The sequence below is a fragment of the Streptomyces sp. NPDC088812 genome, from assembly GCF_044750285.1.
In the GTDB taxonomy this organism is placed as follows: Bacteria; Actinomycetota; Actinomycetes; order Streptomycetales; family Streptomycetaceae; genus Streptomyces.
In genome coordinates, this window is record NZ_JBIVJP010000029.1 from 74832 (window position 1) to 87450 (window position 12619).

A 12619-nucleotide genomic window follows, 5' to 3' on the forward strand; every position below is an offset into this window, starting at 1 on the left:
CCGGCATGGCGAACTCCCCGGCCGGCACGGCGACACGGGCGACCGTCGACCCGGCGGCCTTCCGCTCCCTCATGACGGCGCATCCGGTCGGCGTCACGATCGTGACCACCGTGGGGCCCGATGCCGAGCCGTGGGGCATGACCTGCTCCTCGCTGTGCGGCGTCTCGCTCCAGCCGGCCACCCTGCTGGTCTGTCTGCGGGACCGGAGTCCGACGCTGGCCGCGTTGCTGCACACGTCCGCGTTCGCCGTCAACCTCCTGCACGACCGGGCCGAACCGGTGGCACGGCTGTTCTCCTCCGGGGCCCCGGACCGGTTCGAGAAGGCCGCCTGGGTCCCGGATCCGGAATCCGGGGTCCCGCATCTGATCGAGGACGCCCATACGATCGCGGACTGCGAGGTCAGCGAGACGCTGGCGGTCGGGGACCATGTCGTGGTCTTCGGGCGGGTGCACCGGGTGGCGAGCCACGCGACCCGGCCGGCCGGCCCGCTGCTGTACGGGAGGCGGCGGTACTGGTCGCTGCCGGACCCGGCCGACGACGGGAGCGGACGGTGACCCGGGCGCGTATCCCCGACTGCCCGCTGGCCCGCACGGTCGAGGTCATCGACCGGTGGTGGACCCTGGAGATCCTGCACGTGGTCCTCGGCGGCCATACCCGGTTCTCCTCGATCCGCCGGGATCTGGAGACCCCCGCCGACGTCCTGGCGGACCGGATCGCCGCGCTGAGGGCGAAGGGTCTGCTGGAGGTCGACGACACCGCCGACGACACCGCCGAGCCGGGCGACCCGACCTACCGGGCCACCGATCTGGGCCACTCGCTGCGCCCGCTCCTCCTGGTGATGGCGGCCTTCGGGAACCACCGGCTGGCCCCGGAGGACCGCAGCGTCGTCCTGGTCGACGAGGAGACGGGCAGGGAGGTGGACCCGGTCGTGGTCGACCGGGCGACCGGCCGCCGGGTCGACACCGCCGGCTTCGTCTTCGCCCGTGGCCCGAAGGCCGGCGAACAGGTCGCCGCCCGCTATCCCGAGCCCCGGGCCGGGCGGTGACCCGCACGGCCCCCGGACCGGCCGCACCCTGCGGGCCGGTGATCCGCCCGTCGGCCGTACGCCCCGGCGTACGGCGACGGGCGCGCGGCCCGGACTCCTCCGGGCCGCTCCACCCAGCGGGAAGGAACCATCGGACATGAGCCGGACCGATCTCGGCGCACGCTCTCTGGACCTCACCGATCCGGCCGCGTTCGTCGACAACGACGTACACGCGTACTGGCGTGACGTGCGGGCCCGCAATCCCGTCCACTGGCACGAGCCGACCGACCGCAATCCGGGGTTCTGGGTGGTGTCGCGGTACGCCGATGTGCAGCCGCTGTACACCGACGGGGCCCTCGGCTCCGCCCGGGGCAACGTCCTCGACGTCGTCCTGCGCGGCGACGACTCGGCCGGCGGGAGCATGGTGGCGGTCACCGACGCCCCGCGCCACCGGCCGTTGCGCAACCTCCTGTTCAGCGCGTTCACCCCGCGGGTCCTGGGCGAGGTGGTCGAGGAGGTCGGGCGGCGCACCACCGAGCTGGTGTCCTCGGTCGTCGGGCGGGGCACCTTCGACTTCGCCGCCGAGATCGCCGACCGGATCCCGATGAACACGATCTGCGATCTGCTGTCCATCCCGGCGGCGGACCGCGAGGAGTTGCTGCGCTGGAACAAGATGGCGCTCTCGTCGGTCGACGCCGCGTACGACGAGCTCGACGCGATCGCCGCCCGCAACGAGATCGTGCTCTATTTCATGGACCTGGCGCAGGAGCGCCGCCACCGACCCGGTGACGATGTCATCAGCCTGCTCGCCGCCGCCGAGGTGGAGGGCCGCCCGCTCACCGCCGAGGAACTCGCGGTCAACTGCTACAGCCTGATCCTCGGCGGCGACGAGACGTCCCGGGTCTCGGCGATCAGCGGGGTGCTCGCCCTGATCGACCATCCCGACCAGTGGCGGGCCCTGCGGACGGGCGAGGTCTCCGTCGAGTCGGCGGTGGAGGAGGTCCTCCGCTGGTCGACGCCCTCCTTCCATGTGGCCCGCACCGCCCTCCGGAACCTGGAGATCGACGGCAGCGCGGTGCGCGCCGGCGACATCGTCACGCTGTGGACCGTCTCCGCCAACAACGACGAGACGGTCTTCGACGAGCCGCGCCGGTTCACGCTGTCCCGCTCGCCCAACAAGCACCTCTCGTTCGGGCACGGCCCGCACTACTGCCTGGGTGCGTTCCTCGCCCGCGCGGAGCTGAGGATGCTGCTGACCGCCCTGGTCGCCCAGGTCGGCCGGATGGAGCTGTGCGGCACGCCCCGGCCGATCTATTCGAACTTCCTCAACGGCTACGACGACCTGCCGGTGCGCTTCGAGGGCCGCTGACGCCGGATCAGGCGTGCTCGGCCCCCTCGGCCCCCTCGGCCCGCTCGGCCCGCTCGGCCCGCTCGGCCCGCTCGGCCCGCTCGACGATGCTCGCCAGCTCCGCGATGTTCGCGGCCGCGAGCATGTCGCGCATCGGCACGGCCACGCCGAGCTCCGAGCGCACCCGCCGAGCCAGCTGCGCGGCGAGCACCGAGTGGCCGCCCAGGTCGAAGAAGTTGTCCTCGGGCGCCGCGTGGCCGATCTTCAGGGTCTCGTTCACCATGACGCAGAGGATCTGCTCGTACGATCCCTCCTCGCCTTCGTCCGCGGGGACCGCGGTGCCGGGCGTCGTGGCGTCGAGCGCGACGCGCGCCGCCCGCTCCTCCAGTTCCCGGCGGTCGATCTTCCCGTTCAGCAGGGTCGGGAACCGATCCAGCATGACGACGGCCGACGGGACCATGTGCTCGGGCAGGGCCTCGCGGGCGTGCTCGCGCAGCTGATCCCCCGTCACCTCGTGGCGCGCCGAGGGCTTGACGTAGGCGACGATGCGCTGAGAGGAGGCGTCCTCGCCGCTCACCACCGCGACGACGATCTCCACGGCCCGGTGGCTCTCCAACCGCGCCTCGACCTCGCCCAGTTCGACGCGGAAGCCGCGCACCTTGACCTGGTTGTCGACCCGGCCGGTGAAGAAGAGCTCACCGTCGAAGCCGCGTCGGCCCCGGTCGCCCGACCGGTACATCCTGCTGCCGGGCGGGCCGTACGGATCCGCGACGAAGCGGGACGCGGTCAGGCCCGGACGGTTGAGATAGCCCCGGGCCACGCCCGAGCCCGCCAGATACAGCTCCCCGTCCGTGCCGTCGCGCAGGTCGCCCAACGACCCGTCGAGCACGTACACCGTGCCGCCGTCCCACGGCGTCCCGATGGACACGTCCTCCTGTATGCCGTCGATCGGCCCGCCGATCGACGCGCCCACGGTCACCTCGGTCGGGCCGTATCCGTTGTAGAGGCGTCTGCCCTTGGACCACTCCGCCGCCAGGGACCTCGTGCAGACGTCGCCGGTGGAGGTGATCGTGCCGCCGAGCAGCAGCCCCTCGCTGTCGGTGATGCCCAGCGCCACCGGCGGCATGACCGCGTGGTCGACCTCGTGTTTCAGCATGGTCTCGCGCAGCGACTCCCCCGGCATCAGGTCGTGCTGCTCGGCCATGACGAGTGCCCCGCCGTTCAGCAGGGCCAGCGTGAAGTCCCAGAACCAGGCGTCGAAGCTGAAGGAGGCCCATTGCAGCACACGCTCGCCGGGGCGGACCCCGAACACCCTCGCCTGGGTCGAGACCAGGTCGGCCACGCCGGAGTGGGTGACGGCGACGCCCTTGGGCACGCCGGTCGAACCGGAGGTGTAGATGACGTACATCAGGTGGGCCGGGCGCAGCGGTGCGAGGCGCTCGTCCTGAGTGACGTCGCCGCCGCTCTCCTGCTCGCAGGCGGCCTCGAAGGACGGGTCGCCGAGCACGGCCTCGGGCACGTCCAGGCGCAGCGAGGTGACGTCCTCCGTGCGCAGCAGCATGACCGGCTCGGCGTCCACGACCATGTGCGTCAGCCGATCGGCCGGATAGGCCGGGTCGAGCGGGAGATACGCGCCGCCGGCCTTCAGTACGGCGAGCACCGCGACGATCAGCCGCACCGAACGCGGCACGGCGATCGCGACCAGGCGGTCGGGTCCGACGCCGGCCGCGATCAGCCGTCTGGCGAGACGGTTGGCGCGGGCGTTCAGCTCCGCGTAGTCGACGACGGTGTCACCGAAGAGGACCGACGGAGCATCGGGCACCTCGGCGACCTGGGACTCGAAGAAATCCGGGAGAACTCTCAACTCCGCCTCCGACGCGGGCTTCCGGCGTGATGGCTACGAAAAGTGGTGCGCGGCGCAGGGGGGTCGAACACCCCTGTTCGCCTGGTTCGACCGGTTCGGCCGGTTCGGCTAGTCCGGCTCGATGGTGAAGCCGCGTCCCCAGACGTTGCGCAGGGTCAGGCCGAGGGGCTGCAGGCGTCGGCGCAGCCGGAGCACGTGCAGGTCGATCGCGTTGCTGGACGCGCTGGCTCCGCACTGCTCCAGGATCTTCCCCAGTTCATTGCGGTAGACCACCTGGCAGTACCGGGAGATCAGCGGGGACAGGATCTCGCACTGGAGCGTCGAGAGTGTGACGGACGAGTCCCGGAAGAAGAGGATGCCCGCCGGGTCGAGCACGGGCTTCTCGTTGAGGACGACTCGGGCCTCCAACTGGCTGACCCGGGCCTGGAGATCCTCCGGGACGATGGGCGGGCGCACCCAGTCCTCGTAGAGTCCGATCTGTTCCGGCGGCGGAGCGCCGTGCTCCACGACCAGAAGGCACAGCCGCCGTCGTGCCCGGCATTCCTCACGGATTTTACTTTCGGCGGGCCAGCGGACGAATCTCACCCAGCTCTTCACATCGGCGGTCACGGACAATCTCCTTGCCCGCCCGCGTCCCGCAGACTCTTCGGCCGCATATCCGTCCATGACCGTTCGATACGGTCAAGAATCTTCTCCCGCGCGGCCGGCCCGTACACCGTGCGCCAGCCTGCGGGAATTTCTAACCCCTGAGGCCAGAGCGAATACTGCTCTTCGTCATTGCACAGCGCCAGATATTCTCGGCTGTCGTCCTCGAATGGATTGGACATGCGCGCAACCCTCTCCCCCGACCTGGAACCACCTCTCGAAGGTACAGCAGGGGCCCGAACCAGAGAAGCATTAAATTTCCATATGCGCCCGTGCAATCCGCATTCCCTTTTGAGCGATCTTCACCATGGTTCTTCCAGAACGAACCATTTATCATTAATCATCGATTCCATGAACCAGCCCGCAGGGGGCCCGCGATGCCTTTGGACCGCTTTTTACGCAGTTTGATCGCCTGGCAGGGCGCCGGGGGGCCGCCGGTTCCGGATCGCGCCCTGACGGTCGAGCAGGCCCGTGAGCGGTACCGGGCGAGCTCGGCACGCCCCCACCGGGAGGACGGACACCCCCGCGCGGCCGTCGCCTCCGCCGATCGCACGATCGACACCGAGGACGGATCCTCGATCCGGTGCAGGGTGTACACCCCGGAATCGGACGAGCGCCGGGTGATCACTTTTCTGCACGGTGGCGGATGGGTGCTGGGCGACCTCGACAGCCACGACCGGGCCTGTCGGATGCTCGCGGCGTCGCTGGGCTCCGTCGTCGTCTCCGCCGGCTATCGACAGCCCCCGGAGTTCCCCTACCCCACTCCGCTGCGCGACGCCGTCGCCGCGACCCGCTGGACGGCCGAGTCGTTCCCGGGCCGTGAGCATGTGGTGGCCGGCGACAGCGCGGGGGCCAGCCTGTCGCTGGGCGTCGCCCTGGACGCGCGCGACACCGAGGGCCCGGACCTCGCCGCGCTGCTGCTGGTGTACCCGCCGGTGGATCCGAGCCTGCGGATCGCCGCGGCCTGCGAGCACGCCGAGGGGTATCTGCTGAGCGTCGAGGACATGGTCTGGAACTACGAGATGTACGTCCCCGATCCGGAGCACCGCGGCGATCCCGCCGTCGACCTGCTCAACGCCGACCTGCGGGGCCTGCCGCCGACGGTGCTGGCCACGGCGGAGTTCGATCCGCTCCACGACGAGGGGGTGCGGCTGGCCGAGAAGCTGGCGGCCTCGGGCGTCTCCGTACGCCATGTTCCCGGGCCGGGTCTCGTCCACGGCTATTTCCTGATGCAGGACATGGTGCCCGCGGCGGCCGCGTGCAGCCGGCTGGTCGTCGAGGAACTGCACGCGGTGCTGAGGTCGTTCAGCGCGCCGCGCGCCACATGAAGCGGGTGTCGACGTCGAGGATCGTCTCCCGGGAGACGATCTCGAAGCCGAACTTCTGGTAGAGCACGACGTTGCGGTCGACATCCGTCTGGAGGAAGACGGGTGTCCCCTGCTTGTCGACCCCGTCGAGGAACGTCCTGAGCAGCGCCGTCCCGACCCCGCGCCCCTGCTCGTCCGGGTGGACGGCGACCGGTCCGATGTGCCAGTGGGGCTCGCGGGGCTCGTGCTTGGCCCTCGAACTCATCACCTTGAAGGCGCGGGGCAAGTTGAATCCGATCGTCCGGATCATCATCGGCGCCGTTCTGAGCTTCTCACCCAGCTTCATCTGGCAGTGCGGCCATTCCGCGGCGTTCAGGATGCCGACGAGCCGGCCCTCCCGTTCGGCGCCGAGCACATGACTGAAAGGGCTCCCGAGCTTGATGATGCGTGTTCCCTGTTCCATCGCCCGGGTGGCTTTTTCCTGATCACCGCGCACGGTGGCCAGATTGCTCGGATTGTCGGCGAAGGCGAGTCCGACTATGTGGCATGCGACTTCCAACTCGGCGGCAGCCATGGGCCGCACGGTCACATCGCTCACTTCAACCCCCAGGGTGCAATCACCAATGGTATTCGATTCGACCCGATCATTGCCTGAATATCTGAGCTGTTCAACCGGTTCGGGAAAAGTCGACGCCCACATCGGCGGGAGTGGCGGGCAGCACCCGCTTCACCCCACCGCTCCCGAGGCTCACCATCGTCGAGGACGACCACCACCGGCAGTTCGGGCGCCCGGCCGGATTGTTCAGGCCCTCCCGGGCGAGGCCCCCGGTCATCGCCCCGTCCCCGATCGCCGCCGCCACGGACCGGTCGGCCCACTGGTCGTGGAGCCCGAGGCCGGCGGCGATGCCGTGGGCGCGGAAGAACGCGGTCGAGGCGTGTGAGTTCTCCACCCAGTCGTGGACGGACTCCCCCCGCGACGGGTAGCCCGGCAGGCCCCGGCGGCGGCGCAGGCTCCCGAAACCTCCTCCCGTAGGGAATTCCGTACGCGCACGACTCCCATTGGCGGCGCTCCGGGGTCCGACCGGCAAGGCCCACGGGCGGGCCGACATGTCGCGCTTCGGCCTCGTGTCGCGCCTGTGCGGGCAAGCGCGACAGGCGGTGAAAGCGCGACAGGCCGGGGGGGTTCTTCCCCTGTCGGGGAGGCGGTCCTTTCTGCAGTACTTGGAGTTATGCCGGAGCTACCTGCCATCAGAAGAGCCCCTCGAAGCCTGCCTCTCGCAGGCCATGCCGTACCTCTGCTCGTACAGCCGCTGGAATTCCTGAGGTCACTCCCGGCACTCGGCGACCTGGTGAGAGTCAGGATGGGTCCCGACGACGCCTACGTGCCCTGCGATCCCGCCTTGTTCCGGCAGATACTCAAGGACACCCGGCTCTACGACAAGGGCGGCCTGTTCTACGACCGGGGCCGCGAGGCCGTGGGAAACGGCCTGGTCACCAGCTGCTGGGCCGATCACCGTCGGCAACGCCCGCTGATGCAGCCGTCGTTCGACCACCGGCACATCGGCCATTACGCCGAACTGATGGCGGACGAGACGGAAGCCCTGATGCGCTCCTGGCGGTCGGGCGAGGTCGTCGACGTCGACAAGGCGATGGCAAGACTCACTCTGCGCATCACGACCAGATCCCTTTTCTCGGTGCCCGCGGACCACGCATTGGTGGCCCAGGTGGAGAAATGGCTGCCGATTCTCATGGACGGCTTCTTCCGGCGCATGTTCGTGCCGGCGCGGGTTCTGTCCCTCGTTCCCACGAAGACGAACCGGCAATACCCCCGCGCGATCGCGGAGATGCGCAAGCTCACCGAAGAGATCATCGACGAGGTGCGGCACAAGAAGGACGAGGACCCCGGCCTGCTCGCGAGCCTGATGAACGCGCGCGACGAGACCACCGGAGCCCCGCTCGGAACGCAGGAGATCTTCGACCAGGTCCTGATCCTGCTGATCGCCGGGTCGGAGACCACCGCGACGGCGCTGGCGTTCACCTTCCATCTGCTCGGCGCGCACCCCGAGATCGGCGCCCGCCTGCGGGAGGAGGTCGACGGCGTGCTCGGCGGCCGGACGCCCCGCTTCGAGGATCTCTCCGGGCTGACGTTCACGAGGCAGGTGCTCATGGAGAGCCTTCGCCTCTATCCGCCGGCGTGGATGTTCACCCGGTCCACCACCACGGCCTGCGAACTCGGCGGGCACGCGTTCCCCGAGGGAACCACCTTCCTGCTCAGCCCCTACATCCTGCAGCACGACCCGGAGTTGTTCCCCCGGCCGGAGAGGTTCGATCCGGATCGCTGGCGGCCCGGCGCGATGAGCGACGTCGCACGCCGGTCGGTGCTGCCCTTCGGCGCGGGCGGCAGGAAGTGCATCGGCGACCAGTTCGCGCTCAACGAGGCGATGGTGGCCGTCGCGGCGATCGCCGGCCGCTGGAACCTGACCCCGGTCGGTGACCGGCCGATACGGCCCATCGCCCGCGCCACGCTCAAGACGGGCCCTCTTCCGATGAGGCTCCGGGAACGCCCGCACGAACCGGTGCGGAATGCGACGACCACCGATCTCCGAGACCAGAGGTAGCCGGATCATGAACGTGACCTCTTTCGCAGCCCTGCGTGACGCGGCTCAGGACATCGTCGACGAGATGATCGCCGATCCCTGCGGACTCACCTCGCCGTCGGTGTACGAGACCGCGCGGATGGTGGCGTCCGCCCCCTGGCTGGAGGGCCATCGGCAGCGCGTGGAGTTCCTGCTGGCCCAGCAGCACGAGGACGGAACGTGGGGCGGGCCTGCGGCCTACGGGCTGCTGCCCACGCTCAGCGCCGTCGACGCCCTGCTGTCCGTCGCCGGTACGCAGGACGCGCGGCGGGTCGCCGGGGCCGTGGAGTCGGGGCTGGCCGCGCTGGCCGGGCGGTTCCCCCGGAACGTCGAACTGCCGGACACCATCGCCGTGGAGCTGCTGGTGCCCTGGCTGATCGAGCAGATCGATCAGCGGCTCTCCCGGATGGACGACCGGGGCGTTCTGCCCGGCCGTCTGGACCTCCGGGCCGATACGGGAACGCTGAGCGGGATCCGCGAGCTGCTGCGTGGGAACACCGGCATACCGGAGAAGACCTGGCACTCGCTGGAGGCCCTCGGCGCCCCGGCCGTGCGGTCCGGCACGGTGACGCCGACGGGCGGGGCGGTGGGAGCCTCCCCCGCCGCCACCTCCGCCTGGCTGGGCGATCCGCCTCATACGGACGCCGCGAAGGCGTGCCTGGAGTATCTGCATCAGACCCAGGCACGTCACGGCGGCCCGGTCTCGGGCATCACCTCGATCAGCTACTTCGAACTGGCCTGGGTGGTGACGGCGTTGTCCGGCTCCGGCCTGGACGTGGACATCCCCGCCCAGGTCCCGGACACTCTGCGGACCGCGCTGGGGGCGAACGGACTGTCCGCCGGCCCGGGTCTCCCGGCCGACTCCGACGACACGTCGGCCGCCCTGCACGCCCTCGATCTCCTCGGGAAGCCGGAATCGGTCGATTGCCTGTGGGAGTACGACACCGGCCTGTACTTCACCTGCTTCCCGAAGGAACGCACCCCCTCCACCTCGACGAACGCACACATCCTCATCGCCCTGGCGGATCGCTGCGGAGAGGGCGACACGCGCTACGACCACGCCGCCGAGCGGGTGGGAGGCTGGCTCGTCGAGCAGCAGCAGCCGGACGGCCGGTGGATGGACAAGTGGCACGCCTCTCCGTACTACGCGACCGCCTGCGGCGCTGCCGCCATGGCCCGCCTGGACGGGCCGCGCACGTCCGCCGCCCTGGACGACGCCATCCGCTGGGTGCTCGACACCCAGCACGCCGACGGGTCATGGGGACGCTGGGAGGGCACCGGCGAGGAGACCGCCTACGCCCTTCAGGTGCTGAACCACCGCGCCGCCCCCGACCGTCCGGCCCTCGAAGCGATCCGGGCGGGCAGGGCGTTCCTGTCGGGCCATGTCGAGGACGATCGTGAGAATCCTCCGCTGTGGCACGACAAGGACCTGTACACACCGGTCCGGGTCATCCGCGCCGAGATCCTCGGCACCTTGGCCGCGACGCAGCGCCTGGCCGAGGCCGAGAAGCAGGCACGACCGTGACCCGGCCCCTTGGCGACCTCTCCCTCCCCTCCGCGGCGCAATGTGTGCCCGTCACCGTGCTGGCGCTGAAGATCCTGGCCGATCTGCGGTCCTGGGCGGCGGAATACCCGCAGGTCCTCGGGGCCACGCCGATCGAGGCCCTGGCGATCTCCACCGCGGCGATCAGCCCGTGGCGCGGCGCGGACGAGCTCCGGCTGTCGGCCCGGATGTACGTGTGGGCCTACGCCCTGGACGACCACGTCGAGCAGAACGTCCAAAGCCTCGACGAACTCGACGACCTGTTCGGTCGCTGCGAGGCCATCGTCCGGGGCGGCGACCGGGACGACGGCCATCCCCTGCTGACCTCCCTGTCCGGCTGGCAGTCCGCTCTGGAGCGTGCTCCCCACTACCCGAAACTGGCCGGCCTGTGGGGCGACCGATTCGCCGAGGCCCTGCGCGGCGAGCGGTACGACTGGACCGCGGGCCTGGCCAGGGACCGCGGCGAGGGCCCTTCCGATCCGCAGGAGTACCTGACGTACGCCGCCAGCTCCAACGCGTGGATAACCCACTTCCCGCGCTGGGCGACCAGCGACCGGGACGATCTCCTCGAGGGCCTGCCGGTCCTGGACAACGCCCTGGAGGCGATCGAGGTCGCCGTGCGCCTCTCCAACGACCTGGCCACCTTCGAGCGGGAGCGGGCCGAGCCCGGTCAGAACAACATCCTGATGTACGACACCTCACCCGCCTGGGTGCACGACGAACTCGACCGGCATTCCCGCACGGCGCAGGAGCAGCTCGCCCCGCTGGCGACGGCCGGGTTCGCACCCGCTGTCGAACTGCTCCGCCTGCTCGATTGGTCGGTCACCTTCTACAGCGGCGCCGACTTCCGGGGATGGGGATCCGACCGCGATCTCACCGGGCTGTCCGGCCTGCCCTCCGACATGTGAACCCACGTGTACGGAGGGCCGGCCATGCGGCGCGGTCCGAACAGCCCGTCACCGCTCGCCCCTCCATGGGCGACTCGCACCCGCGGCGCGGCCCGGCGACTGCCGGGACCCTCCTCCGCCCGGCCGGAAAGTGATGCTTCCCTTCGGCGGTTCCCCCCGTGCCACGCCCTCACGGACGCGGCCCACACGGTCTTGACGAACAGGAGCAACGACACATGAGCCCCACCACCAGCCTTCACGAGCTGGGATCCGACGCCCTGGACTCGGTTCATCTGCGCGGCCTGATCGACGAGCGACTGAACGCCTTCCTCGACGCCAAGCGCGGCAGGTACACGGATGTCCACCTGGTCTCGCTCATCGAGCACCTGCGTGACTTCCTGGCCGCGGGCGGCAAGCGCATACGGCCGCTGTTGTGCATGGTGGGCTGGCACGCGGCGGGCGGATACGGCGAAACGGAGCCCATCATCGGCGCGGCGGCCTCGCTCGAACTCTTCCACGCCTTCACCCTCATCCACGACGACGTGATGGACGCCTCCGACACCCGGCGCGGCCGTCCGACCCTCCACCGCACGCTGGAGACGGGTGCGAACGACACGACCGCCGAGCGGTTCGGCACCAACAGCGCGATCCTGCTCGGCGACCTGGTCATGGTGTGGTCGGACGAGCTGCTGTACTCCAGCGGCCTCGACCACCGGCAACTGGCCGCCGTCCGACCGCTGTTGGACGCCATGCGTACCGAGGTGATGATCGGTCAGTACCGGGATCTGCTGGCCACCGGGCAGCCCACCGCGGACGTCGAACGGTCGCTGGAAGTGATCCGCTACAAAACGGCCAAGTACACCGTGGAGCGGCCGCTGCACATCGGCGCGGCCCTTGCCGGAGCGGACCAGTCCCTGCTGGACGTCTGCACCGCCTACGCTCTTCCGATCGGAGAGGCCTTCCAACTGCGCGACGACCTGCTCGGCGTCTTTGGCGACCCGTCCAAGACCGGCAAGTCGACCCTGGACGACCTGCGGGAGGGCAAAGCGACAGCCCTGATGGCACACGCCCTCCACGCCGCCGGCGCCGAGCAGGCGCGGGTGCTGAGGTCCCTGGTCGGCGACCCGGACCTGGACGAAGCAGGCGCCGAGACGGTCCGCGGGGTTCTACGGGCCACGGGCGCCGCCGACAAGGTGGAGCAGATGATCACCGATCGGGTGCAGCGTGCCCGGCGGGTCCTGGAGGAGGCCCCGTTCCCGGACGAGGTCAGGAAGACCCTCGACACCTTCGTCACCACCACAACACTCAGGACCACCTGAGCACCACGTCGGCGCGGGTCACCACCGTCTCGGCGCCGCCACACGC

13 protein-coding genes are annotated in these 12619 nt (G+C 70.2%); 8 read left to right on the forward strand and 5 right to left on the reverse strand.

The genetic code is table 11. From position 1 onward, the window contains the following. Window positions 1–5 precede the first annotated feature (5 nt). The 3 genes from ACIP67_RS38025 to ACIP67_RS38035 all read left to right on the forward strand — a co-directional run bounded on the left by ACIP67_RS38025 (window position 6) and on the right by ACIP67_RS38035 (window position 2393). Complete coding sequence (locus ACIP67_RS38025) at window positions 6–554, forward strand: flavin reductase family protein (protein ID WP_401698122.1); 549 nt, start codon at window positions 6–8, stop codon at window positions 552–554. Further along, the gene (locus ACIP67_RS38030; RefSeq protein WP_401698123.1) at window positions 551–1045 is read left to right on the forward strand and encodes a winged helix-turn-helix transcriptional regulator; all 495 of its coding nucleotides are present in this window, start codon (window positions 551–553) and stop codon (window positions 1043–1045) included. The genes ACIP67_RS38025 and ACIP67_RS38030 overlap by 4 nt, the downstream gene beginning before the upstream one ends. A gap of 136 nt (window positions 1046–1181) precedes the next feature. Further along, complete coding sequence (locus ACIP67_RS38035) at window positions 1182–2393, forward strand: cytochrome P450 (protein ID WP_401698124.1); 1212 nt, start codon at window positions 1182–1184, stop codon at window positions 2391–2393. A gap of 7 nt (window positions 2394–2400) precedes the next feature. Here the strand turns inward: ACIP67_RS38035 and ACIP67_RS38040 are convergent, their stop codons facing one another. From ACIP67_RS38040 to ACIP67_RS38050, 3 genes are all read right to left on the reverse strand, one after another. Beyond that, a complete protein-coding gene (locus ACIP67_RS38040) occupies window positions 2401–4236 on the reverse strand; it encodes a non-ribosomal peptide synthetase (protein ID WP_401698126.1) in 1836 nt (611 codons plus the stop codon). 108 nt (window positions 4237–4344) lie between these two features. Then, window positions 4345–4845: a winged helix-turn-helix domain-containing protein gene (locus ACIP67_RS38045; protein ID WP_401698128.1), complete on the reverse strand. Its 501-nt coding sequence runs from the start codon at window positions 4843–4845 to the stop codon at window positions 4345–4347. Further along, a complete protein-coding gene (locus ACIP67_RS38050) occupies window positions 4842–5063 on the reverse strand; it encodes an MbtH family protein (protein ID WP_401698129.1) in 222 nt (73 codons plus the stop codon). Before ACIP67_RS38050 ends, ACIP67_RS38045 begins: the two co-directional genes overlap by 4 nt. Window positions 5064–5258: 195 nt before the next feature. Between ACIP67_RS38050 and ACIP67_RS38055 the strand changes: the two genes are divergently transcribed. Further along, window positions 5259–6209 carry an alpha/beta hydrolase gene (locus ACIP67_RS38055; RefSeq protein WP_401698130.1) on the forward strand — a complete coding sequence of 317 codons (951 nt, stop codon included), beginning with the start codon at window positions 5259–5261 and terminating at the stop codon, window positions 6207–6209. Here the strand turns inward: ACIP67_RS38055 and ACIP67_RS38060 are convergent. After that, the gene (locus ACIP67_RS38060) at window positions 6187–6762 is read right to left on the reverse strand and encodes a GNAT family N-acetyltransferase (protein WP_401698132.1); all 576 of its coding nucleotides are present in this window, start codon (window positions 6760–6762) and stop codon (window positions 6187–6189) included. The two genes, ACIP67_RS38055 and ACIP67_RS38060, sit on opposite strands and share 23 nt — an antisense overlap. A gap of 94 nt (window positions 6763–6856) precedes the next feature. After that, window positions 6857–7297: a 1-deoxy-D-xylulose-5-phosphate synthase N-terminal domain-containing protein gene (locus ACIP67_RS38065; protein ID WP_401698134.1), complete on the reverse strand. Its 441-nt coding sequence runs from the start codon at window positions 7295–7297 to the stop codon at window positions 6857–6859. A 120-nt stretch (window positions 7298–7417) separates the two neighbouring features. Between ACIP67_RS38065 and ACIP67_RS38070 the strand changes: the two genes are divergently transcribed. The 4 genes from ACIP67_RS38070 (at window position 7418) to ACIP67_RS38085 (ending at window position 12573) form a co-directional block, all read left to right on the forward strand. Continuing rightward, window positions 7418–8806: a cytochrome P450 gene (locus ACIP67_RS38070; RefSeq protein WP_401698135.1), complete on the forward strand. Its 1389-nt coding sequence runs from the start codon at window positions 7418–7420 to the stop codon at window positions 8804–8806. 7 nt (window positions 8807–8813) lie between these two features. Then, window positions 8814–10349: a prenyltransferase/squalene oxidase repeat-containing protein gene (locus tag ACIP67_RS38075; protein ID WP_401698137.1), complete on the forward strand. Its 1536-nt coding sequence runs from the start codon at window positions 8814–8816 to the stop codon at window positions 10347–10349. After that, window positions 10346–11275 carry a terpene synthase gene (locus ACIP67_RS38080; protein WP_401698139.1) on the forward strand — a complete coding sequence of 310 codons (930 nt, stop codon included), beginning with the start codon at window positions 10346–10348 and terminating at the stop codon, window positions 11273–11275. Before ACIP67_RS38075 ends, ACIP67_RS38080 begins: the two co-directional genes overlap by 4 nt. Before the next feature lie 215 nt (window positions 11276–11490). After that, entirely contained in the window at window positions 11491–12573 is a 1083-nt protein-coding gene (locus ACIP67_RS38085) for a polyprenyl synthetase family protein (RefSeq protein WP_401698141.1), read from the forward strand. Window positions 12574–12619: the final 46 nt, after the last annotated feature.

Bases quoted from the DNA above. Each gene is read 5' to 3' on its own strand.
- ACIP67_RS38025 (WP_401698122.1), top strand. From the start codon at position 6: ATGGCGAACTCCCCGGCCGGCACGGCGACACGGGCGACCGTCGACCCG.
- ACIP67_RS38035 (WP_401698124.1), top strand. From the start codon at position 1,182: ATGAGCCGGACCGATCTCGGCGCACGCTCTCTGGACCTCACCGATCCG.
- ACIP67_RS38050 (WP_401698129.1), bottom strand. From the start codon at position 5,063: ATGTCCAATCCATTCGAGGACGACAGCCGAGAATATCTGGCGCTGTGC.
- ACIP67_RS38055 (WP_401698130.1), top strand. From the start codon at position 5,259: ATGCCTTTGGACCGCTTTTTACGCAGTTTGATCGCCTGGCAGGGCGCC.
- ACIP67_RS38060 (WP_401698132.1), bottom strand. From the start codon at position 6,762: ATGGCTGCCGCCGAGTTGGAAGTCGCATGCCACATAGTCGGACTCGCC.
- ACIP67_RS38065 (WP_401698134.1), bottom strand. From the start codon at position 7,297: ATGTCGGCCCGCCCGTGGGCCTTGCCGGTCGGACCCCGGAGCGCCGCC.
- ACIP67_RS38070 (WP_401698135.1), top strand. From the start codon at position 7,418: ATGCCGGAGCTACCTGCCATCAGAAGAGCCCCTCGAAGCCTGCCTCTC.
- ACIP67_RS38075 (WP_401698137.1), top strand. From the start codon at position 8,814: ATGAACGTGACCTCTTTCGCAGCCCTGCGTGACGCGGCTCAGGACATC.
- ACIP67_RS38085 (WP_401698141.1), top strand. From the start codon at position 11,491: ATGAGCCCCACCACCAGCCTTCACGAGCTGGGATCCGACGCCCTGGAC.